This is a genomic window from Brucella sp. LJL56 (assembly GCF_054871705.1).
The window spans coordinates 1,547,820-1,568,090 of the sequence record NZ_JBTXLQ010000001.1; the positions used below are offsets into that span (position 1 = coordinate 1,547,820).

Here is a 20,271-nt window from a genome sequence, read left to right on the forward strand (position 1 = left end):
AAGCAAGAACCGGACTCATTCCGGCGTGTCCCAGTCCTGAACTCTCAGTTCCGGCCAGAATTTCAGCGCGCGGGTTGCCTTGATCTCATGCGTTTCGCGGTTATCGATGGCACGATTGGGCCGAATGCGAAACGAAAAAATATCATCGAGGCCGAAAGGGGCGTGGATGAGCAGCCTGCAATCTGCCGGCTCGTTGTCTTTTGCCAGCCGTGCGCCCACGCAATGGGCAATCGTCGCATAGCGCTCTATCGATTCGGTCGCGGAACGAAGCGGAGCGTAGGGTTGTCCGAAGCGCTTTTCGAACCACAGATGCACCCGCGCCTGATTGCGTATCTCCACCGGAAGCGGAAAATCGCGGAAGACATCTGCTCCACGCGCGATGACCGCATCCTCCGCTTCCCAGGAAAGATCGCTGCCGTCGAAATAGATGATGTCGAGATCCTTGAGCCCGTGTAGCACCGGTCGCCCGGTTAGCTGATTCCAGATGGTGTTATAGAGCGCGCCCGAGACGAGCCAGAATTCGGATGCCTCTCCCGCCAGTTCTTGCAACCGTTGCAGTGCATCAGCCAGCATCGGGCTTTCCAGAATCATCTGTGAAAAGATATTCCGCTGTTCTGTGGACGACAAACCCGCATGACGCAGGTGATCCGGCATTCCCTTCATTGACCGTTTCCCGATACGTGGCGATAAAAGTCGATGAATGCGCGCAGCGCCGGGCGCATCTGACGACGGCTTGGGTAATAGAGATGAAGCCCGGCGAAAGGCTGGCACCAGTCTTCCAGAACCCGGACAAGCCGCCCTTCCGCCAAAGCGTCGTGAACGTAGGCCTCGAACAGATAGGCAAGCCCGGTACCGTTCAGGGCTGCTTCCAGAATAACCCTGTCATCATTGACGATCAGCAGCCCTTCGATAGCGATTTCCTGCGCCTCGCCCGCCCTTTCGAACTCCCATCGATAGGTTCGTCCGCTCGGAAAACGGTGGCGAATGCAGGTGTGATGCAGGAGATCGCGCGGCTCGACCGGAACCGGATGGTTCTCGAAATAAGCCGGTGCCGCGACGATTGCCGCTCGAACATGCCCAGTGAGCCGCGTTGCTATCATATCCGCTTCAAGGCTTTCACCGAGACGTACGCCTGCATCGAAGCCCGCTGCAACAATATCGGTGAAGCCATTTTCCACCCGCAGATCGAGTGTAATGTCGGGATAAGCCCTGACAAATTCGCCCAGGCGTGGCGCGATGACCATCTGGGCAGCCACATAGGGCGCCGTGATTCGCAGTACCCCCGACGGGCGATCCCGCGAATCGACGGCGGCGCCCAGAGCCGCATTGATCTCCTCAAGCGCCGGTGCCAGCCTCTCGAGCAATTGCCGCCCGGCCTCCGTCGGGGCGACGCTGCGCGTTGTGCGTGCAAGAAGACGCACGCCCAGACTGTCCTCCAGCGTTGCCACTGCGTGGCTGACGGCTGAGGGTGCGATCGCCAGTTCCCGTGCTGCGCCACGGAAACTTCCATGCGCTGCAACGGCGGCGAGAACGGCAAGCTGTGACAGTTGGCTTCGATTCATTGTTACAAATTACAGAACAAGCCGTGAAAATAAATCGGTATTATCGAACTTACCGCCCCGTTTTATTGTTTGCGACATGATCCTCGGTCGGAGCGCAGCCAGGGCCAAGGCGCATCCAGCCGGAATCTCCTCCCGATTTTCCCGCACAATTTTCAGTACTTTCAATCAATCATTCGAAAGGAACTACAATGAAACAGCGCAAACTCGGCCAGCAATTGAGCGTTTCTGCCCTTGGTTTCGGCTGCATGGGAATGACCTATGCTTATGGCGGACAGGATGAACAGGATGCGATCCGCACCCTGCATCGTGCCGTCGATCTTGGCGTGACATTTTTCGATACGGCAGAGGTCTATGGCCCCTTTGAGAACGAGAAACTTGTCGGCAAAGCGCTTAAGCCATTCCGTGACCAGGTGACCATTGCAACGAAGTTTGGCTTCAAGATCGAAGACGGCCAGATGAAGGGTGTCGATAGCCGCCCTGAACATATTCGCGACGTAGCCGAGGCCTCCCTGAAGCGGCTTGGCATCGATGTGATCGATCTGTTCTACCAGCACCGCGTCGATCCATCCGTGCCGATTGAAGATGTGGTTGGCACTTTGAAAGACCTGATCGATGAGGGAAAGATACGCGCCATCGGGCTTTCGGAAGCAGGTAGCGCCACCTTGCGCCGCGCGCATGCGGTCCATCCCATCGCCGCGCTGCAAAGCGAATATTCGCTGTGGGCGCGCGATCCGGAAGACAATGTGCTGCCGGTCTGCCGCGAACTCGGTATCGGTTTCGTACCCTATAGCCCGCTTGGGCGCGGTATGCTGACCGGCACATTGCGCTCACAGTCAGACCTTGCCGAAGACGATTTCCGCAAGACGCTGCCGCGTTTCCAGCCGGGCAATCTGGAAGCCAACAACCGGCAGGTGGATCGTATCGTCGAGATCGCACAGGAAAAGCAGGTCACGCCCGCGCAATTGGCGCTGGCATGGGTGCTGAGCCGGGGCGATTTCATCGTGCCGATCCCCGGTGTCCGCAAGATCCATCATCTGGAAGACAATGTGAAAGCCGTGGACATCGTGCTGACGGAGCAAGATCTCAAGCGTCTGGATGAGGTATCCGCACCCGCCCTGATCGCAGGCAAGCGTTACAACGAACAGCAGCTTGCTTTGACCGGTCTTTGATAAATGCTCCAAATAAAAGGGGAGCCCGTCGGGCTCCCTTTTTTACATCCTGCGCAGAGCTGGCGGTGCAAGCGTCAGAAGCCCGGCCAGTGTCATGGCAAAGCCGACCCATAGAGGTGCATGCAGGCCATAGCCTGCCTCCATTGCCTGTCCACCAACCCACGGCCCAAGCCCGAGACCGATATTGATGACCGATGCATGCATGGCGTTCACCAGCGCGCCCGGATGCGCGATCCGCATCACCCTCGCGATAAAGGCAGGATTAAGTGCTATGCCCGTCAGGCCGATCATCACGATGGCAAGGATCGTAGCCAGTTTCAGCTCGGCGAAAAGCGCGAAAATCAGCATGGCCGACAGCATCAACACAAGACCGATAGCGATAGTCGGGATTGTGTGACGGTCGGCAAAGCGACCGGTGACATAGTTGCCGACGATATTGGCGCCACCATAGACGGCAAGCAACAATGGCACCTGCATTGCGGAGAAGCCGGCAAGCTCCACCGTGATCGGTGACAGATAGCTGTAGACCGCGAAAGACGAACCGATGACGAGCGCGCTCGTGGCATAGGCGGCCCAGAGTTTCGGCTTGCGCATTTCCTTCAGTTCAGAGCGCAGATCGGCCTGCGGCGTATCGGGCGACGACTCAATCTTGATTGCGATGACAAGCGCGCATACCAGAATCAGGACCACAATAGCCCAGAAGCTCGCCCGCCAGCCGAACGCATTGGTGATCGCCGTCGCTATCGGCACGCCGAAGACGGTGCAGAGCATGAGGCCGGCAAAGACCAGCGATGAAGCCCGCCCGCGCAGTTCCGGTCCGACAAGCTGCGCGGTGATGGCAAGCATCAGCCCGAAGCTCGTTGCCGCCGCCATGCCGGTAAGAACACGCGCTATCAGCAGAACTTGGAAGCTGCTCGTGGACGCAGCTACACTTTGCGCCGCCGCATAAAATACAAGCAGAATCAGGAGCCCCCGCTTGTTCTCGATCTTCAACGCCAGAAACAGGATCGTGACCAGCGGCCCGCCAACCATCATGCCGAGCGCATAGAGCGAGATCAGATTGCCAATATCGGCGATGGAACGGCCGAATGCCACCTGAAGCGAAGGCAGCATGCCCGAAATCATGAGTTCGGAGGTCGTGAGCGCAAAGACACCGAGACTGAGGCAATAGACGACCAGCGGGATTGCGCGCGCTTTTCTCGAGGACGCAGAAACCCCTTCCGCCGCAAGGGCGGATTCGCACGTATCGTTCATGGGACGAATCCTATTTGTATAGTATAGACTACATAATTAATATCGCCTTGCCCGAAAGGGTCAAGAGAATTATATAAGGATGATTACAGAAAGGGAGAAAAATGGTTCCACGCGGACGCCCGCGCAGCTTCGACCGCGATGCAGCGCTGGACAAGGTGATGAAGGTTTTTTGGGCCAAAGGCTATGAATGTGCCCAGATCAACGACTTCACGACCGCCATCGGCATTACGCCGCCGAGTTTCTATGCCGCCTTCGGCAACAAGGAGCAGGCGTTTCGTGAAGCCGTCGACTATTATCGTCGTACCATCGGCGCGGCTCCTTTTGATGCACTGGAAAACGCGGCCACCATTCAGGAAGGCATGCGCCAATGGCTGGAACTGAGCGCGGACAGTGCTTTTGTCTGTCCGGCGGGCGGTTGCATGATCAGTGTGAGCTCGATCCAGTGCAAACCGGAAAATGTGCCTGTGAAGGAATTTCTCCAGGCTATCCGCCACGCCAATCATGACCGGCTTTCCAGGCGCTTGCAGCGGGCGATAGAAACGGGCGACCTACCGTCCGATTCCGATATTGCGCAAATGACCGAGTTCTATCACATGATCCAGCAGAGCATTTCCTTTGAAGCCCGCGATGGCAATTCACGCGCCGCTGTGCAGAAGATCATCGATATGGCCATGCGCGCCATGCCTGCCAAAGTAAAAAGCCCGGCTTGAAGCCGGGCTTTTTGTTTCATGCCTATCCGCGAAGGGCGCCGCCGGTCTGCTTGGCCACACTGGCCACGACCTGCTTCGACAGCGCTTCCAGATCTTCGTCTGTCAAAGTGCGATCCTGTGGCTGCAGCAGCACTTCAACCGCAATCGACTTCTTGCCTTCGCCAAGCGATGTGCCTGTGAAGATATCGAACACCTGAACGCCGACGATCAGTTTCTTGTCCGCGCTTGAGACCGCCTTCACGACATTCCCAGCCTCTACATTTGCATCCACCACAAACGCATAATCGCGCTTGAGGCTCTGGAACTGCGACAGGTTGAGTGCAGGCTTGGTGCGGGTTGCCTTTGCTTTCGGCTCAGGGATCGCATCGATATAGACTTCAAAGCCGCAAAGCGCACCTGAAACATCAAGCGCTTCCAACGTGTCCGGGTGGAACTCGCCGAAATAACCAAGCACGACCTTCGGTCCAAGCTTCAGCATGCCCGAACGACCCGGATGGAACCATTCAGGACCACCGGCTTCGATCTGGATACGATCAACCGGAGCACCGGCAGCTTCAAGGACAGCCAAAGCATCAGCCTTGGCATCGAAGACGCCAACGGGTGCTGCATTGCCAGCCCAGAAACGGCCCGAACCTTCAACGCCAGCCGTGCCGCGACGAATACCGCCAGCCACACGACGCTGCTGCTCAGGCTTGTCGCCTTCATAGATGCCCGACACTTCGAACAATGCCGTATCGCCAAAACCGCGATCCGCGTTGCGCTGTGCGGCAGCAAGCAGGCCCGGCAGAAGCGAAGGACGCATATCCGACATGTCGGCTGCAATCGGATTTGCCAGCTTCAATTCCGGCTTGCCGCCGCCAAACGCTTTGGCCTGCGCTTCGGAAATGAAGGAATAGGTCACCGCTTCCATCATGCCCCGCGAGGCGAGCATGCGGCGTGCATGACGGGTTCTGATCTGCAGTGTCGTCAGAATACGGCCGTTAACCGTGCCAAGGCCCGGCAGCGGCTGTGGTTCGATCTGGTTGATACCGTGAATGCGCATGACTTCTTCAACGAGGTCGGCCTTGCCTTCCACGTCTCCACGCCATGTTGGCACGACTGCCTTGATGACCTTACCGTCACCTTCAACGCCGAAGCCAAGACGCTTCAGAATGTCGAAAGATGCGGCATAGGAAACTTCGATACCGGTAAGACGCTTCACTTCCGTTACCGGGAAATCGATTACGCGCGGCTCAGGCTTGCTATATCCTACCACATCGAGCACCGTCGGCTGACCGCCGCAGAGTTCCAGCACCAGCTTGGTCGCGATTTCTGCACCCGGAACCATCATTTCTGGATCGACGCCACGTTCAAAACGGTAGCGCGCATCTGTAACGATGCCCAACTCGCGGCCCGTGCGCGCAATCATGCGTGCATCCCACAGAGCGGATTCGATCAGTACATCGACCGTGTTTTCGTCGCAGCCAGAATGCTCGCCGCCCATGATACCGGCAATCGATTCGGGGCCGTTTTCATCGGCAATCACATACATGCCCGGCTTGAATTTATAGTCGCGCTGGTCGAGGCCGAGAATGGTTTCGCCATCCTTTGCCAGACGCACCGTCAGATTGCCCTTGACCTTGGCGGCGTCGAAGACATGCAGCGGACGGCCCTGATCGAAGGTCACGTAATTGGTGATGTCCACCAGTGCATTGATCGGGCGCAGGCCGATGGCTTTCAGGCGCTGCTGCATCCATTTCGGGCTTGGGCCGTTCTTGACACCCCTGACCATGCGCAGTGCGAAACCGGTGCAGAACGGGTTTTCGGCATCCTGATCCAGTATGACCTTGACCGGCGTTTCGCCTTCACCCTTGACTGCTTCCGGCAGAGTGTTCTTGAGTGTGCCAAGACCGGCAGCGGCCAAATCGCGCGCAATGCCGCGAATGCCAGTGCAATCAGCGCGGTTTGGCGTCAGGCCGATTTCGATGATCGGATCATCAAGGCCCATATAGGCTGCAAAGCTGGTGCCGATCGGAACATCGTCAGGCAGGTCGATAATGCCGTTATGTTCGTCAGAGAGCTCCAGCTCGCGCTCGGAACACATCATGCCGAAGCTTTCGACACCGCGGATTTTGCCGACCGAAAGCGTGACATCAAGGCCCGGCACATAGTCGCCAGGACGGCCCAGAACACCGACGAGACCGGCGCGGGCATTCGGTGCGCCGCAGACGACCTGAACCGGCTGGCCTTCGCCCGTATCGACCGAAAGAACGCGCAGCTTGTCGGCATCTGGATGCTGAACGGCGCTCACGACCTTAGCGATCTTGAAGGCCTTGAAAGCAGCGCGGTCATCGACCGATTCCACTTCCAGACCGATATCGGTCAGCTTCTCGACGATCTGATCGAGCGTCGCATCGGTTTCAAGGTGATCCTTGAGCCAGGAAAGTGTGAATTTCATGTGTCTTGTCCCTTCCTGTCCTTACGCGCTCAGTCCGCCGAAAAGCGTCGGAATGTCGAGCGGACGGAAACCGTAATGTTCGATCCAGCGCACATCGGCATCGAAGAAGGCGCGCAAGTCAGGCATACCGTATTTCAGCATGGCGATGCGATCGATACCCATGCCCCATGCAAACCCCTGATAGACGTCCGGATCGTAGCCGGAAGCGCGCAGCACATTCGGATGCACCATGCCGCAACCCAGTATCTCCAGCCAGTCATTGCCTTCGCCGAACTTCACATGCGGACCGGAACGGTCGCACTGAATATCGACTTCAACCGATGGCTCGGTGAACGGGAAGAAGCTCGGACGCATGCGCATCTTGACTGAAGGCACTTCGAAGAAAGCCTTGCAGAATTCTTCAAGCACCCACTTCATGTTGGCGACGTTAGCCGACTTGTCGACGACCAGACCTTCGACCTGATGGAACATCGGCGAATGGGTGGCATCGGAGTCCATGCGATAAGTCTTGCCCGGAATGACGATACGGATCGGTTCGTCGCGACCTTCCTTGTCGCGCAGCGCTGCAAACTTCTCCATCGTATGCACTTGCACGGGCGAGGTATGCGTGCGCAACAGCTTGCGCTCGCCCTTCTCGTCTGCATTGAAGAAGAACGTGTCGTGCATTTCGCGCGCCGGATGGCCTTCGGGGAAGTTCAGCGCCGTGAAATTATAATAGTCGGTCTCGACATCCGGGCCTTCCGCAATCGAGAAACCCATATCGGCGAAGATTGCCGTGATCTCATCGATAACCTGTGAAATCGGATGGATGCGACCGCGCGATGCAGCGCTTTCGCGCACCGGCAAGGTTACATCGACCTTCTCACGCTCAAGGCGCGCTGCAATGGCCTGCTTGCGCAGTTCCGTCTTGCGCTCGGTCAGCGCTTCGGTAACCCGGTTCTTCAAGCCGTTGATGGCCGGTCCCTGAGCCTGGCGCTCTTCCGGGGTCATGCTGCCCAGCGTCTTCAGCTTTTCCGAAACCGAGCCCTTCTTGCCAAGTGCTGCGACACGCACGGCCTCGATAGCAGGCTCGTCAGCCGCCGCCGCAATGTCTTCGAGAATTTGCCGTTCGAGTTGTTCTAGATCACTCATCATTTAAATCCCTGTCGTGCCTGCGGCACTCCACGCCTCTTGCTTTGAGTTCCCTGTCGCGCTTGCAGCGCTCCACGCCTCTTGTCTTGGGTTCCCTGTTGCGCCTGCAGCGCTCCACATATTTCGCTTTGCAGCCAAAGAAGCGTTGTCGTTACTCTCTTTGGCCTGATTGGTGAGACGCATCAAGATTGGCGTCAAAAAATTCCATCGCCTGCAAAAGCCGTCTTCCGTCACCACCTAAAAATATCCGACGGAGCAGCCTCAGCGGCGCGATGGTAAATCGGAAAAACCCGACGATTTTCTTCAGTTCCGGGATTACCGCAAACGGTGCCGCCGCGCGATAGGTTTCAAATGCCCTTTGCGGCGTCCCCGTAAGACGCGCCTGCGCGGCGATCTGGAAGAACAGGAGCCATACATCGCGCGCCTGTGCAGCGGCAAGCGGCATCACCGTTTCCGGCTCCTCCTCGAAATCCAGAAAACCGGCAACGCCGTTCTTCTCGAAAAAATCGCGCGGATGCGGACGCCCATGGCAGAGCCCTGCCGCATGGGCCTCACCCAAAGCGCGGGCACAGTGGACGAGAAGCGCGTCATGGCTTTGCGGATCATCACGACGTAACTGATTCAGCCTGTCCTGAATGATCGGTGCAACGTCGCTCAAGACCATCACCGCGCCTTGACGATAGACAATTCCAGGCACCTGAAAACCCGCCTTTAGAAAAGCGTGCATCTTGCGCTCTTCACGGTCGGCCATGCCTGCTTCCCCCACCTCTTTCGGGCTGCGCAGGAACGGATAGAGAAGAAGCGGTGAAATCAAGCTGTGCAGACGCTTCGCAAGCGGACGCCTTTCGGCATCGTAACGTTTGATCCAGACGCGATGACCGCCAATGACAGCGCTGGAAATACGCTTGCCCTGGCTCTGGACAAGCAGAACCAGCAGGCTGCGAAGATCATCCGCATCCAGATCCAGTCTCAGCTTGCCCGGTTCATCCTTCATGCCCGGTTTTCACCCTTTGCTTTTAAGCATTATCCTGCACAAATCCGCTTCGCACGTCTGGCTCTAAATGCTGCGGACTCCCGAAAAAGGAAAACCCGCGCCAGCCGAGCCAGCGCGGGTTTCCCAAATTCAAAATGTCACTTGGGAAGGGCTGGCTTAACGGACAGCGCCTTCAAAAGCGTTCGGCGTCTCGGTGTTCTTGAGATATTCGAGAGCCTTCTTTGCCGATGCAACCAGCGCACCGAATGCATCCGGTTCGTGGATTGCGATGTCGGACAGAACCTTGCGGTCGATTTCGATGCCAGCCTTAGCAAGACCATCGATGAAACGGCCATAGGTCAGGCCCTGCTCACGAACAGCAGCATTGATACGCTGGATCCAGAGAGCGCGGAACGTACGCTTGCGATTCTTGCGGTCGCGGTAAGCATACTGCTTCGAACGATCTACAGCAGCCTTAGCAGTGCGGATTGTATTTTTACGACGGCCACGGAAACCGGAAGCCTGGTCGAGAACTTTTTTGTGCTTGGCGTGGGCGGTAACGCCGCGTTTTACACGTGCCATGATATGATCTCCTTACAAGGATAGACGGCTTAGAGGCCGTTAGGCAGGAACTGTTTTACGATCTTCGCATCTGCTTCCGAGAGCACCATGGTGCCGCGTGCATCGCGAATGAACTTGTTCGAGCGCTTGATCATGCCATGACGCTTGCCTGCAGCCGCGGCTACAACTTTGCCAGTGCCAGTAATTTTGAACCGCTTCTTGGCGGCCGACTTGGTCTTCATCTTGGGCATTTTGCTACTCCTTTGTTTAGTCCCCGTCATGTCTGCGGCACTCCACGCCTCTTGCTTTAAGGGCGCTCGTGCCTGCGTCACACAGGAACAGTGTTTTTACTTTCAGGCAGACCGAGCCTGAAAAGCATACGAAACCGCCACGGCATGCCCTGCCGGGCGGTTCGAACGCGGCCTTATAGGCTTAAAGACCGCAAAACGCAATGCCTGAATTGGGCTGAATCGCAGCCGAAATCTCAATAAAATCGCAGCAGCACCGGCAGGACGTGGCTGTCCTGCAAATATTCCACGAACTCAAAGAACGGATAGGCGACGAAGAACACCAGACCGTCCGTAAAGGTGCGGTAGATCCGGTCAGGCCGGACGATCAGCTCCTTATCGTCGCGAAACAGCGAAAACTTCGGGAAGAAACGCGGCACACTCGCGCAATAGGCTTCATAAGGCTGACCGAAATTCTGCTTGAGGAATTTCTCTTCCGTCCGGATGACAACCGAAAAAGCGAGATAGCACAGCACGCCGAATGCTGCGGCAATGATGATGCTGCCGGTCTGCGCGCCGATACCCATCGCACCGATGCTGCTGAAGACATAGAGCGGATTGCGCGTAACCGAATACGGCCCGCTCCGCACGATTTCCGCGCTCTTGCGCCCGCCGATATAGAGCGTGCACCACATGCGCCCGATAATGGCCGCAACGATCAGGCTAAGACCGAACGCCTCGATATACTCATGAAAATGCCCGGTCGATTGCGAGCTCACGAAAAGCAGCGCCACGACCAGAAGTACTATAACGGCGCCGATCGCAAAGCGCCGACGCTGCTGATATTTACCCAGTTCGCCCAAAGTCTTCATCGCGGTTCCATGATTCCAGTTTGTCCGGGCAAATGAAAAGCCGCCCGAAGGCGGCTTTTCCAAGGCATTTCGAAATGTTCAGCGCGGAGCGAGAACCATCATCATCTGACGGCCTTCAAGCTTCGGCTCGGACTCAACCTTGGCGATTTCGACCGTGTCTTCCTTGACACGCTGCAAAAGCTTCATGCCAAGTTCCTGGTGCGCCATTTCGCGTCCACGGAAACGCAAGGTAACCTTGACCTTGTCACCTTCCTCGAAGAAACGCAGAGCAGCCTTCATCTTCACCTCATAATCATGGGTGTCGATGTTCGGTCGCATCTTGATTTCTTTGATTTCAACCGTTTTCTGCTTCTTGCGTGCTTCGGCGGCCTTTTTCTGATTCTGATACTTCAGCTTGCCGAGATCGACGATCTTGCAAACCGGAGGCTCTGCGTTCGGCACGATCTCAACGAGATCGAGGCCCGCTTCCTCTGCCATGGCGATAGCTTCCTGAATGGAAACATCGCCGTGGTTCTGGCCTTCGGCATCGATAAGCTGAACCCGGGGAACCCGGATATCACGGTTGGAGCGCGGTCCATCTTTCTGAACCGGCGTCGCTCTGAAGGGTCGGCGAATGGTCGTTATCTCCTGAATTGTTACGTCTCATGCGGTCGGATACTTGCTGCCAGACGGCATATCCCCGATCAAACCGCAGTTGATCGCGGAAATGTCGTCAAGCAGGCGGCGAAGTCAATAGCATCTTTGACAGGAAAAATCACCCCCGCGTGATAAACGTTCTTTTTGGGGTCATTTCGCGGGAGACAAGCGGCATATCGGTCACATTTGCCGTCATTTCAAGGGCCTCGCACCAGATGGCGGGTTTTCACTCAATTACGAACATGCCAAAACAATCCCGAAAATTGAGGAGATTTGACATGAGCGCTGCGGGGCCGGAATTCATCGACGTGGACGGAGCGAAAATCGCCCTGCGTTACAGAGCCGGAAGCAAATCTCCGGGTATAGTCTGGCTCGGCGGCTATCGTTCCGACATGCTGGGCACCAAGGCCGTGGTTCTCGACGAATGGGCTGGTCAAACCGGCCACAGTTCTCTCAGACACGATTATTCCGGCCATGGCGAATCCGGTGGCGATTTCAATCAAGGCACCATCTCGCGCTGGCTGAACGAAAGCCTCGCTGTCTATCGCAAATATGCCAAAGGACCGCAGATTCTGGTCGGTTCCTCCATGGGCGGCTGGATTGCGCTGCGTATGGCGCAGGAGCTGAAGAAGGAAGGGAACCCGCCTGCCGGGATCGTGCTGATCGCGCCGGCGCCCGATTTTACCGCCGTGCTCGTGGAGCCTACGCTTTCCGATACGCAGAAAAACGATCTTCAGGAAAAGGGCTATTTCGAAGAACCGTCCGACTATTCGCCCAATCCTTATGTCTATACCCGCGCATTGATCGAGGACGGGCGAAAGAATCTGGTTCTCAAAGGCATCATCGAGACCGGCTGTCCGATTCATATCCTGCAGGGCATGCAAGACCCGGATGTTCCTTACAAGCATGCGCTGACGCTGGTGGAACACCTGCCAGCCGATGATGTGACCCTGACACTGGTGCGCGACGGCGATCATCGCCTGTCACGACCACAGGATCTCGATCTTCTGATCCGCACCGTATCCGGGCTGGCAGAACGCATCGGCGAAAAATCGTAACGGAGTACGGTCATGCGGTTTTCGGTTTTCGCTTCCTCGGCGGTTGCGGCCATTGTCGGTTTCGGCGGCACGCTGGCGCTCATCATTGCTGCAGCGCAGGTGCTGGGCGCCACGCAGGCCGAAACCGCAAGCTGGGTGACTGCGATCTGCCTTGCGATTGCCGCTTCCTCCGCCTGGCTCAGCATCCGCTACAAGATGCCGATCATCGCAGCCTGGTCCACACCGGGGCTGGCACTGATCGGCGCCAGTGCCGGTTTCACCATGCCGGAAGCGGTCGGCGCATTCATCGTGACGGCACTGGCACTGGTCGCCACCGGACTGATCCGCCAATTGTCGGTGCTCGTTTCCCGCATCCCCGCCTCGGTCGCGTCAGGCATGCTTGCAGGTGTGCTGCTGAGTTTCGTCATTGCCGCTGCCAAGACAGTGCCCGGCGATCCGGTTTTCGTCCTGCCGCTGGTGGCGCTGTTCTTCATCATCCGCCTGTTCAACCCGTCGCTTGCCGTCATTGCCGTTCTGGTGACCGGCATGGTGTTCGCATTGATCACAGGACGCTCCCCCCCCCTGCCCGCGCCTGAAATCTCGACGCTTACCCTCATCTGGCCGGAATTCCACATGGGTGCGATGATTGGCATCGCGATCCCGCTCTATCTGGTGACCATGGCCTCGCAGAACCTGCCGGGCTTCGCCGTGCTGCGCGCTTCGGGCTATGAGCCGCCAACCAGCGCCTGCCTGCGCGTAACCGGCCTGGTTTCTTTGCTGACAGCGCCTTTTGGGGCTTCTACCACCAATCTTGCCGCGATCTCGGCAGCGCTCTGCACCAATCCCGACGCACATCCGGACCACAGCAAACGCTGGCTCACCGGACCGGTCTATGCAGCGATTTATGTGGTGTTTGCCCTTTTCGGCGCCTCGCTGGTCGCGATCTTTGCCGTATTGCCTGTAACGCTCATCGCCCTTGTTGCAGGTCTTACCCTGACGGGCCCGTTCATCAATGCGATGTCGCTGGCGCTGAAGGACGAACATGAACGTCTTGCTGCAACGATAACCTTTGCCGTGACGGCCTCAGGCATGGCGTTTTTCGGGGTTGGCTCCGCTTTCTGGGCGCTGATCGCTGGACTTGCCGTCACTTTTCTCGAACATTTTCGTAAAAAAATTTCGAGATAATCACATTGGTTAGCAGAAACACGGTCTGAATCTGCAGGTTGCATTCTTGAAAAGACGCAATCTTTTCACCACGTCGAAGTCAAGCCGCCAGAACAAAATGCCCGCACAGGGCGGGCTGGCAGGCCTTGGTTTCGCGCATGTTGCCGGACGATGTCGAACGGTTGAATGGCATGCGCTTTTCGACGGAGCAGACCATGACCAATACCGCATTGATCCGCCCGGCATGGACGCCAGCCACGATTGCGCTGATGGTGCTCGGCTTTATCCTGTTCTGGCCGCTTGGCCTTGCCATGCTGGCCTATATCCTCTGGGGCGACCGCCTCGAAGGATTCAAGCGCGGCGTGAACGAGAAGACCGATTCCATGTTTGGCTCGTTCCGCAACTGCCGCAAGGGCGAAAGCTTCAACTTCGGTAGCACCACCGGCAACGAGGCTTTTGACGACTGGCGTCGCGCTGAGCTGGAACGACTGGCCGAAGAACGCCGCAAGCTTGAAGAGGCGCGCGCCGAATTCGAGGCCTATGCGGCAGAACTCCGCCGTGCTCGCGACAAGGAAGAATTCGACCGCTTCATGGCTGAACGCCGTGCAAGCTCGAAGAAGACGCCTGCCCCGCGCGCGAAAGGCGGCAAGGATGACATCACCGATCTTTGATCGATGAAATTGCCTGCAAAGCTATTGAACGGCGCGGCCATATCCGCGCCGTTTTGCTATTCATCGCAGGAAAATCCCGGTCGCACTTTTCGGGATGCGCTCCAATTCGCACTTTAACGCGTATCTTGTTCCGAAAACCGCTTCGCACTTTTCGGGATGCGCTCTTGAACGAATCGCTTATTCTTAACTGATGGGTCTTTCCTTTCTTCGGCAAATCAGCGGTAAAGGGGCATCCGCTGGGACGACAACCGTTCGCAGCGAACGTATTCACGCGGTCGCAGGACGGGAACTTTCCCTGCGTATTTTCGAAAATCCACGTGCCAAACGACTGACCCTGCGTATCGAAGCAGGTGGCAGGGGACTGCGCATCACGGTTCCGCCTGGCCTTCCCGAGCGTGAAGTGCTGAGCTTTCTCAACCGTCACGAAGGCTGGATCGAAAGCCGCATTGCAAAACTGCCGGACCAACCGGGCGTGCGTGCCGGTATCAAAATTCCCCTGCGCGGTGTGCCACATAAGATCGTGCATCAACCGGGCCGCGGCACCACCCAGCTTCTCGAAGGAAATATCTTGCTTGTCCATGGTGACCCGGCACATCTGCCACGCCGCGTCGCCGATCACATCAAGCGCGAAGTGAAGCGCGAGATCGAGGCGCTTGTCATCCGCCACACTGCCACAGTTGGCCGCAAGGCCAAATCCGTGCGTTTCAAGGACACGAAGAGCCGCTGGGGGTCCTGCACCTCCGACGGTGTGCTTTCCTTCTCCTGGCGCATCGGCATGGCTCCTGCCCCGGTGATCAACTATCTTGTCGCCCATGAGGTCGCCCATCTCATCGAGATGAACCATGGGCCGAAATTCTGGAAACTCTGCCATGAGCTTTGTCCCGACACGGAGCGCTGCAAGGCTTGGCTGAAGCGCAATGGCAGCGCATTACAGGCAATCGACTTCACATGACCCCATCCATACTGACCGCCGCCAAGGTGCTGTGGGATTATCACTGCATCTATGATCCTCTGGAAACCGCCGATGTCATTATCGGGCTTGGCAGCTACGATCCGCGCGTCGCCGAGAGGGCAGCCGATCTGTTTCTGACCAGCATGGCGACATGGCTGGTGTTCACCGGCAAAAGCGGTCACTGGACGGACAAGCTCTATCAATCAAGCGAGGCCGAAGCTTTTGCCGAAATCGCAATCAGGCGCGGCGTGCCCGAAGAAGCGATCACTGTCGAACCCAATGCCACCAATATCGGCGAAAACATAAGGTTCAGTCGTGAACGGCTTGCGCCCGGCGCAATCAGCGCCATCCTTGTGACCAAGCCGCAGACGCAGCGCCGCGTTCTGGCGACCGTGGCACGACAATGGCCGGAAGCGCGCGCAAGCATCACCGCGCCGCTTGTTTCCTTCGAAGACCAGCCGACGGCAGATCATCCGGTCGAAATGCTTATCAATGAGATGACCGGCGACCTTCAACGCATTCTGGAATATCCAGCCAAGGGCTATCAGATTGCACAGGCGGTTCCCCTTGAGGTCATGGAGGCGTATGATTTTCTGATCGCACAGGGTTTTGATGGCCATCCGCTCTCCGAATAGATCGGCAACGGACGGAATAACTTGAGTAGCCCCCGGATTTATGCGACGGAAAACCATGGTTCTCGATATCAAGATATGCGGGCTTAAAACCCCCGACGCCGTTGCCGCCGCCCTCGACGGCGGTGCGACGCATATCGGTTTCATCTTCTTTCCCAAAAGCCCGCGTCACATAACCCCGCAGACAGCAGCCAGCTTGCGCGATGCGGTCAAGGGACGTGCGCTTGTCGTTGCCGTTACAGTTGATGCAGACGATGAAACGCTGGATGATATCGTGAAAACGGTGAAGCCAGATATTCTGCAGCTTCACGGCGATGAGACGCCGGAACGCGTGGCCTTCATCAAGGCGCGTTATGGCTTGCCGGTCATGAAGGCTTTTTCGGTGCGCGAAGCCCGCGATCTTGCCGCGATTGCAGCCTATAAAGGCATAGCAGACCGTTTCCTGTTCGATGCCAAGCCGCCGAAGGGATCCGATCTTCCGGGTGGCAACGGCGTGTCATTCGACTGGGAACTTCTGGCCGCGCTTGACGCGGATATCGATTACATGCTTTCCGGTGGGTTGAATGCGGACAATATCGCCGAAGCGCTGCTGAAGACCCAGGCGCAAGGTATCGATATATCGTCCGGTGTCGAGCACGCGCCCGGCGAAAAGGATGTGCGTCTCATCGAGAATTTTTTCCGGGCTGTCGCCAATGCGCGCCGATGCCCTGTAGACAGCCTGAAATGACGGAGTGGCAAGCGTTGAACAAGCCGGTTGAACCCAATTCCTATAAGACAGGCCCCGATGAAGAGGGCATGTTCGGTATTTTCGGCGGACGCTTCGTCGCCGAAACGCTGATGCCGCTGATCCTCGAATTGCAGGAAGCCTATGAAACGGCGAAGAATGATCCCGAGTTCAAGGCGGAGCTGAATGCACTTTCCACCTATTATGCCGGTCGTCCTTCCAAGCTCTATTATGCCGAAGGCCTGACGAAACATTTGGGCGGCGCGAAAATCTACTTCAAGCGCGAAGACCTCAATCACACCGGCAGTCACAAGATCAACAACTGTCTCGGCCAGATTCTTCTCGCCAAGCGCATGGGCAAGACCCGCATCATCGCCGAAACCGGCGCCGGACAGCATGGTGTGGCTTCGGCCACCGTTGCCGCGCGTTTCGGCCTGCCCTGCGTGGTCTATATGGGCGCAACCGACGTTGAGCGCCAGAAGCCGAATGTGTTCCGCATGAAGCTGCTTGGTGCCGAAGTGATCCCGGTTTCCGCGGGCAACGGCACGCTCAAGGATGCGATGAACGAAGCCCTGCGTGACTGGGTGACGAATGTCGAAGACACCTATTACCTGATCGGCACGGCTGCCGGTCCGCATCCCTATCCGGAACTGGTGCGCGACTTCCAGTCGGTCATCGGCACCGAAGCCCGCCAGCAGATACTCGAACAGGAAGGACGCCTGCCGGATGTGATCGTGGCAGCGGTCGGCGGCGGCTCCAACGCCATTGGTCTGTTTCATCCATTCCTTGACGATGCCTCGGTGAAGATCGTCGGTGTCGAAGCAGGCGGGCGCGGTCTCGACGGCATCGAGCATTGCGCCTCGATGAGCGCAGGTCGTCCCGGCGTGCTGCATGGCAATCGCACCTATCTTCTCCAGAACGATGACGGTCAGATTCTCGAAGGTCATTCCGTTTCTGCTGGTCTCGACTATCCAGGCGTCGGACCGGAACATTCATGGCTGAAAGATAGCGGACGCGTCGACTATGTGCCTATCCTCGACGATGAGGCGCTGGATGCATTCCAGCTTTGCACGCGCACCGAGGGCATCATCCCCGCGCTCGAATCCGCCCATGCCATCGCGCAAGCCGTGAAAATGGCACCGACCATGGGCAAGGATCAGGTCATGATCGTCAATCTGTCCGGTCGTGGCGACAAGGATGTCCACACGGTCGGCAAGCTTCTCGGCATGGATATCTGACATGGGTAACGACGTCGCCGACATCTCCGTCTATAAGCCGCGTGCCGCATGGTTCGACGGTCTGACGACGTGCGGTCCGGCGACGATCAAGCTCAATATCATCGAAGCCGATCCGGCCAATCCTCTCGCGGAGGCTGCTGTCGGCCTCGCCCGCAGACAGATCGAAACTGCCGCTGAAAAGCTCGTCGCCCTGCCGCATTTGGGGGTTGGCTTCGCCGTTCTGCATCAGGGCGAGGAGAGCCTCTGGCTGCTTCTGCACTGGTGGCTGGAGGGCGGCATCGCCACGGAAATCCTCTGGCAGTCGGAACTTGGCGACGAGGTGGAATTCATGCCCGCACAGCCGCTGCTGATGGCCTGTGTGTGGGAACTCGGAATCATAGACTTTGAACGGCGTGCATGGATGGAAACGGCGATGGCGGGCAAGCCCGTTGCCGACTATCTCGCGCGCACTTTGCCACGGGGCACGGTATGACTACTCGCATCGACACCAAATTCGCTGAACTGAAGGCCAAGGGCCGTCCGGCGCTCGTTACCTATTTCATGGGTGGCGATCCCGATCTGGAAACCTCGCTCAAGGTGATGAAGGCGCTGCCAAAGGCCGGTGCCGACGTGATCGAACTCGGCATGCCCTTCTCCGATCCGATGGCAGACGGACCCGCCATTCAGGCCGCTGGCCTGCGCGCCCTCAACGCCGGTCAGACGCTTGCCAAGACGTTGCACATGGCAGCAGAATTCCGCAAGGAAGACGATACGACCCCGATCGTCATGATGGGTTATTACAATCCGATCTATATCTACGGTGTGGAACGCTTTCTGGCCGATGCCAAGGCTTCCGGCGTGGACGGGCTGATTGTCGTCGATCTACCATCGGAAATGGATGCAGAGCTTTGCATCCCGGCGATGAAAGTGGGCATCAATTTCATCCGCCTCACCACGCCGACCACGGACGACAAGCGCCTGCCGAAAGTGCTGCATAATTCATCGGGCTTTGTCTATTATGTCTCGATGAACGGTATAACCGGCTCGGCCATTGCCGATACGACAAAGGTCGGTGAAGCCGTGCGTCACATCAAGAAAAGCACCGATCTGCCGATCTGTGTCGGTTTCGGCGTCAAGACACCGGAGCAGGCAGCAGCCATCGCCACCCATGCCGATGGCGTTGTGGTCGGCACAGCAATTGTCAACGCGATTGCCGGTGAACTGGACGAAAATGGCAAGGCGAAGGGCGATCCTGTCGCCGCTGCAACCAGACTTGTCCACGCCCTTGCGGAAAGTGTGCGTGCCACACGCCTTGAAGCCGCCCAATAAATCGTCCATTTAGTGCACATCTTGAAAGTGCTAAGCGGCTGAAGCTCTTTGCCGAAGAACAAGAAACGGAAGCAAACGTCATGAACTGGATCACCAACTACGTCCGTCCGAAGATCAATTCGATGCTCGGCCGTCGTGAAATGCCGGAAAACCTCTGGATCAAGGATCCGTCGACCGGTGAAATGGTGTTTCACAAGGACCTTGAGAGCAACCAGTTTGTGATCCCGTCCTCGGGTCATCACATGCGCATCAAGGCGAAGGATCGTCTGCGTTTCTTCTTCGACAATGGCGAATACACCACGCTTGAAGCTCCGAAAGTGCCGGTCGATCCGCTGAAATTCCGCGACGAGAAAAAATATGTCGATCGTCTCAAGGATTATCGCACGCGCACGGGCATGGATGACGCCATCGTCAACGGCCTCGGCACCATTGACGGCCTGCCGATTGTTGCCACCGTTCAGGATTTCGGCTTCATGGGCGGTTCGCTCGGCATGGGTGCCGGCGAAGCGATCATTCAGGGCTTTGAAAAGGCCATCGAGCTGAAGCGTCCGCTGGTTCTGTTCGCCGCCTCCGGTGGAGCACGTATGCAGGAAGGTATCCTGTCGCTCATGCAGCTTCCGCGCACCACGGTTGCGGTGGAAATGCTGAAAGAGGCGGGCCTGCCCTATATCGTTGTCCTGACCAATCCGACCACCGGCGGCGTGACAGCTTCCTACGCCATGCTGGGCGATATCCACATTGCCGAACCCGGCGCACTGATCGGCTTTGCCGGACCGCGCGTCATCGAGCAGACGATCCGTGAAAAGCTCCCCGAGGGCTTCCAGAGCGCGGACTATCTCATGGAACACGGCATGGTCGACATGGTCGTCTCGCGTCTGGAATTGAAGGGCACGATTGCGCGCCTTCTCAAGATCATGACCCGGCAGCCCGGCACAAGCGATGCGCCGGAACGCGAAAAGACGGAAGCAACCGACAAGGCAGCCTGATCGTGACAGAAAAAGCCGCCGCCGCAA

General features: G+C 57.5%; 22 protein-coding genes. 12 read left to right on the plus strand and 10 right to left on the minus strand.

The window, feature by feature from the left end; translation table 11 throughout:
• Window positions 1-15: 15 nt before the first annotated feature.
• The gene (locus tag ACYSN1_RS07440) at window positions 16-663 is read right to left on the minus strand and encodes a nucleotidyltransferase family protein (protein WP_461725048.1); all 648 of its coding nucleotides are present in this window, start codon (window positions 661-663) and stop codon (window positions 16-18) included.
• Entirely contained in the window at window positions 660-1,562 is a 903-nt protein-coding gene (locus ACYSN1_RS07445) for a LysR family transcriptional regulator (protein WP_461725049.1), read from the minus strand. Before ACYSN1_RS07445 ends, ACYSN1_RS07440 begins: the two co-directional genes overlap by 4 nt.
• Before the next feature lie 188 nt (window positions 1,563-1,750).
• Here ACYSN1_RS07445 and ACYSN1_RS07450 point away from each other — a divergent pair, with 188 nt between their 5' ends.
• Window positions 1,751-2,731: an aldo/keto reductase gene (locus ACYSN1_RS07450; protein WP_461725050.1), complete on the plus strand. Its 981-nt coding sequence runs from the start codon at window positions 1,751-1,753 to the stop codon at window positions 2,729-2,731.
• A 42-nt stretch (window positions 2,732-2,773) separates the two neighbouring features.
• Here the strand turns inward: ACYSN1_RS07450 and ACYSN1_RS07455 are convergent, their stop codons facing one another.
• Window positions 2,774-3,985 carry an MFS transporter gene (locus ACYSN1_RS07455; protein ID WP_461725051.1) on the minus strand — a complete coding sequence of 404 codons (1,212 nt, stop codon included), beginning with the start codon at window positions 3,983-3,985 and terminating at the stop codon, window positions 2,774-2,776.
• Window positions 3,986-4,086: 101 nt separating this feature from the next.
• Between ACYSN1_RS07455 and ACYSN1_RS07460 the strand changes: the two genes are divergently transcribed.
• Complete coding sequence (locus tag ACYSN1_RS07460) at window positions 4,087-4,695, plus strand: TetR/AcrR family transcriptional regulator (protein ID WP_461725052.1); 609 nt, start codon at window positions 4,087-4,089, stop codon at window positions 4,693-4,695.
• A gap of 22 nt (window positions 4,696-4,717) precedes the next feature.
• Here ACYSN1_RS07460 and pheT read toward each other — a convergent pair whose 3' ends face one another.
• The 7 genes from pheT to infC form a co-directional block, all read right to left on the minus strand.
• Window positions 4,718-7,132, minus strand: coding sequence for a phenylalanine--tRNA ligase subunit beta (gene pheT, locus ACYSN1_RS07465; RefSeq protein ID WP_461725053.1), 2,415 nt, complete (start codon window positions 7,130-7,132; stop codon window positions 4,718-4,720).
• A 21-nt stretch (window positions 7,133-7,153) separates the two neighbouring features.
• Window positions 7,154-8,263, minus strand: coding sequence for a phenylalanine--tRNA ligase subunit alpha (gene pheS / locus ACYSN1_RS07470; RefSeq protein WP_461725054.1), 1,110 nt, complete (start codon window positions 8,261-8,263; stop codon window positions 7,154-7,156).
• A 151-nt stretch (window positions 8,264-8,414) separates the two neighbouring features.
• Complete coding sequence (locus ACYSN1_RS07475; protein ID WP_461725055.1) at window positions 8,415-9,257, minus strand: BUD32 family EKC/KEOPS complex subunit; 843 nt, start codon at window positions 9,255-9,257, stop codon at window positions 8,415-8,417.
• Window positions 9,258-9,413: 156 nt separating this feature from the next.
• Window positions 9,414-9,818, minus strand: coding sequence for a 50S ribosomal protein L20 (gene rplT / locus ACYSN1_RS07480; RefSeq protein ID WP_007872656.1), 405 nt, complete (start codon window positions 9,816-9,818; stop codon window positions 9,414-9,416).
• Window positions 9,819-9,847: 29 nt separating this feature from the next.
• Window positions 9,848-10,048, minus strand: a complete 201-nt coding sequence (gene rpmI, locus ACYSN1_RS07485; protein WP_024898386.1) for a 50S ribosomal protein L35 — start codon at window positions 10,046-10,048, stop codon at window positions 9,848-9,850.
• Window positions 10,049-10,281: 233 nt separating this feature from the next.
• Window positions 10,282-10,896, minus strand: a complete 615-nt coding sequence (locus tag ACYSN1_RS07490; RefSeq protein ID WP_461725056.1) for a methyltransferase family protein — start codon at window positions 10,894-10,896, stop codon at window positions 10,282-10,284.
• A 78-nt stretch (window positions 10,897-10,974) separates the two neighbouring features.
• Window positions 10,975-11,511 (minus strand): translation initiation factor IF-3, encoded by a 537-nt coding sequence (gene infC / locus ACYSN1_RS07495; RefSeq protein ID WP_012091035.1) that lies wholly within the window; start codon window positions 11,509-11,511, stop codon window positions 10,975-10,977.
• A gap of 299 nt (window positions 11,512-11,810) precedes the next feature.
• Here infC and ACYSN1_RS07500 point away from each other — a divergent pair, with 299 nt between their 5' ends.
• The 10 genes from ACYSN1_RS07500 (at window position 11,811) to accD (ending at window position 20,244) form a co-directional block, all read left to right on the plus strand.
• Window positions 11,811-12,590, plus strand: coding sequence for an alpha/beta hydrolase (locus tag ACYSN1_RS07500; protein WP_461725057.1), 780 nt, complete (start codon window positions 11,811-11,813; stop codon window positions 12,588-12,590).
• Between the two features lie 12 nt (window positions 12,591-12,602).
• The gene (locus ACYSN1_RS07505) at window positions 12,603-13,754 is read left to right on the plus strand and encodes a benzoate/H(+) symporter BenE family transporter (protein ID WP_461725058.1); all 1,152 of its coding nucleotides are present in this window, start codon (window positions 12,603-12,605) and stop codon (window positions 13,752-13,754) included.
• Window positions 13,755-13,948: 194 nt separating this feature from the next.
• The gene (locus ACYSN1_RS07510; protein ID WP_461725059.1) at window positions 13,949-14,404 is read left to right on the plus strand and encodes a DUF2852 domain-containing protein; all 456 of its coding nucleotides are present in this window, start codon (window positions 13,949-13,951) and stop codon (window positions 14,402-14,404) included.
• 190 nt (window positions 14,405-14,594) lie between these two features.
• Window positions 14,595-15,356 (plus strand): M48 family metallopeptidase, encoded by a 762-nt coding sequence (locus ACYSN1_RS07515; protein WP_461725060.1) that lies wholly within the window; start codon window positions 14,595-14,597, stop codon window positions 15,354-15,356.
• Window positions 15,353-15,991, plus strand: coding sequence for a YdcF family protein (locus tag ACYSN1_RS07520; protein ID WP_461725061.1), 639 nt, complete (start codon window positions 15,353-15,355; stop codon window positions 15,989-15,991). Before ACYSN1_RS07515 ends, ACYSN1_RS07520 begins: the two co-directional genes overlap by 4 nt.
• Before the next feature lie 55 nt (window positions 15,992-16,046).
• Complete coding sequence (locus ACYSN1_RS07525) at window positions 16,047-16,715, plus strand: phosphoribosylanthranilate isomerase (protein ID WP_461725062.1); 669 nt, start codon at window positions 16,047-16,049, stop codon at window positions 16,713-16,715.
• Window positions 16,716-16,729: 14 nt separating this feature from the next.
• On the plus strand, window positions 16,730-17,950 hold the full coding sequence (gene trpB / locus ACYSN1_RS07530) for a tryptophan synthase subunit beta (RefSeq protein WP_461725297.1): 1,221 nt from the start codon (window positions 16,730-16,732) through the stop codon (window positions 17,948-17,950).
• A gap of 1 nt (window position 17,951) precedes the next feature.
• Entirely contained in the window at window positions 17,952-18,422 is a 471-nt protein-coding gene (locus ACYSN1_RS07535) for a hypothetical protein (RefSeq protein WP_461725063.1), read from the plus strand.
• The gene (trpA, locus tag ACYSN1_RS07540) at window positions 18,419-19,258 is read left to right on the plus strand and encodes a tryptophan synthase subunit alpha (RefSeq protein ID WP_461725064.1); all 840 of its coding nucleotides are present in this window, start codon (window positions 18,419-18,421) and stop codon (window positions 19,256-19,258) included. Before ACYSN1_RS07535 ends, trpA begins: the two co-directional genes overlap by 4 nt.
• An 80-nt stretch (window positions 19,259-19,338) precedes the next feature.
• Window positions 19,339-20,244: an acetyl-CoA carboxylase, carboxyltransferase subunit beta gene (accD, locus tag ACYSN1_RS07545; RefSeq protein ID WP_461725065.1), complete on the plus strand. Its 906-nt coding sequence runs from the start codon at window positions 19,339-19,341 to the stop codon at window positions 20,242-20,244.
• Window positions 20,245-20,271: the final 27 nt, after the last annotated feature.

Bases quoted from the DNA above. Each gene is read 5' to 3' on its own strand.
- ACYSN1_RS07460 (WP_461725052.1), top strand. From the start codon at position 4,087: ATGGTTCCACGCGGACGCCCGCGCAGCTTCGACCGCGATGCAGCGCTG.
- ACYSN1_RS07500 (WP_461725057.1), top strand. From the start codon at position 11,811: ATGAGCGCTGCGGGGCCGGAATTCATCGACGTGGACGGAGCGAAAATC.
- ACYSN1_RS07510 (WP_461725059.1), top strand. From the start codon at position 13,949: ATGACCAATACCGCATTGATCCGCCCGGCATGGACGCCAGCCACGATT.
- ACYSN1_RS07515 (WP_461725060.1), top strand. From the start codon at position 14,595: ATGGGTCTTTCCTTTCTTCGGCAAATCAGCGGTAAAGGGGCATCCGCT.
- ACYSN1_RS07505 (WP_461725058.1), top strand. From the start codon at position 12,603: ATGCGGTTTTCGGTTTTCGCTTCCTCGGCGGTTGCGGCCATTGTCGGT.
- ACYSN1_RS07455 (WP_461725051.1), bottom strand. From the start codon at position 3,985: ATGAACGATACGTGCGAATCCGCCCTTGCGGCGGAAGGGGTTTCTGCG.
- ACYSN1_RS07450 (WP_461725050.1), top strand. From the start codon at position 1,751: ATGAAACAGCGCAAACTCGGCCAGCAATTGAGCGTTTCTGCCCTTGGT.
- trpA (WP_461725064.1), top strand. From the start codon at position 18,419: ATGACTACTCGCATCGACACCAAATTCGCTGAACTGAAGGCCAAGGGC.
- ACYSN1_RS07525 (WP_461725062.1), top strand. From the start codon at position 16,047: ATGGTTCTCGATATCAAGATATGCGGGCTTAAAACCCCCGACGCCGTT.
- ACYSN1_RS07440 (WP_461725048.1), bottom strand. From the start codon at position 663: ATGAAGGGAATGCCGGATCACCTGCGTCATGCGGGTTTGTCGTCCACA.
- ACYSN1_RS07520 (WP_461725061.1), top strand. From the start codon at position 15,353: ATGACCCCATCCATACTGACCGCCGCCAAGGTGCTGTGGGATTATCAC.
- ACYSN1_RS07535 (WP_461725063.1), top strand. From the start codon at position 17,952: ATGGGTAACGACGTCGCCGACATCTCCGTCTATAAGCCGCGTGCCGCA.
- ACYSN1_RS07445 (WP_461725049.1), bottom strand. From the start codon at position 1,562: ATGAATCGAAGCCAACTGTCACAGCTTGCCGTTCTCGCCGCCGTTGCA.
- accD (WP_461725065.1), top strand. From the start codon at position 19,339: ATGAACTGGATCACCAACTACGTCCGTCCGAAGATCAATTCGATGCTC.
- ACYSN1_RS07490 (WP_461725056.1), bottom strand. From the start codon at position 10,896: ATGAAGACTTTGGGCGAACTGGGTAAATATCAGCAGCGTCGGCGCTTT.
- rpmI (WP_024898386.1), bottom strand. From the start codon at position 10,048: ATGCCCAAGATGAAGACCAAGTCGGCCGCCAAGAAGCGGTTCAAAATT.
- rplT (WP_007872656.1), bottom strand. From the start codon at position 9,818: ATGGCACGTGTAAAACGCGGCGTTACCGCCCACGCCAAGCACAAAAAA.
- ACYSN1_RS07475 (WP_461725055.1), bottom strand. From the start codon at position 9,257: ATGAAGGATGAACCGGGCAAGCTGAGACTGGATCTGGATGCGGATGAT.
- pheS (WP_461725054.1), bottom strand. From the start codon at position 8,263: ATGAGTGATCTAGAACAACTCGAACGGCAAATTCTCGAAGACATTGCG.
- pheT (WP_461725053.1), bottom strand. From the start codon at position 7,132: ATGAAATTCACACTTTCCTGGCTCAAGGATCACCTTGAAACCGATGCG.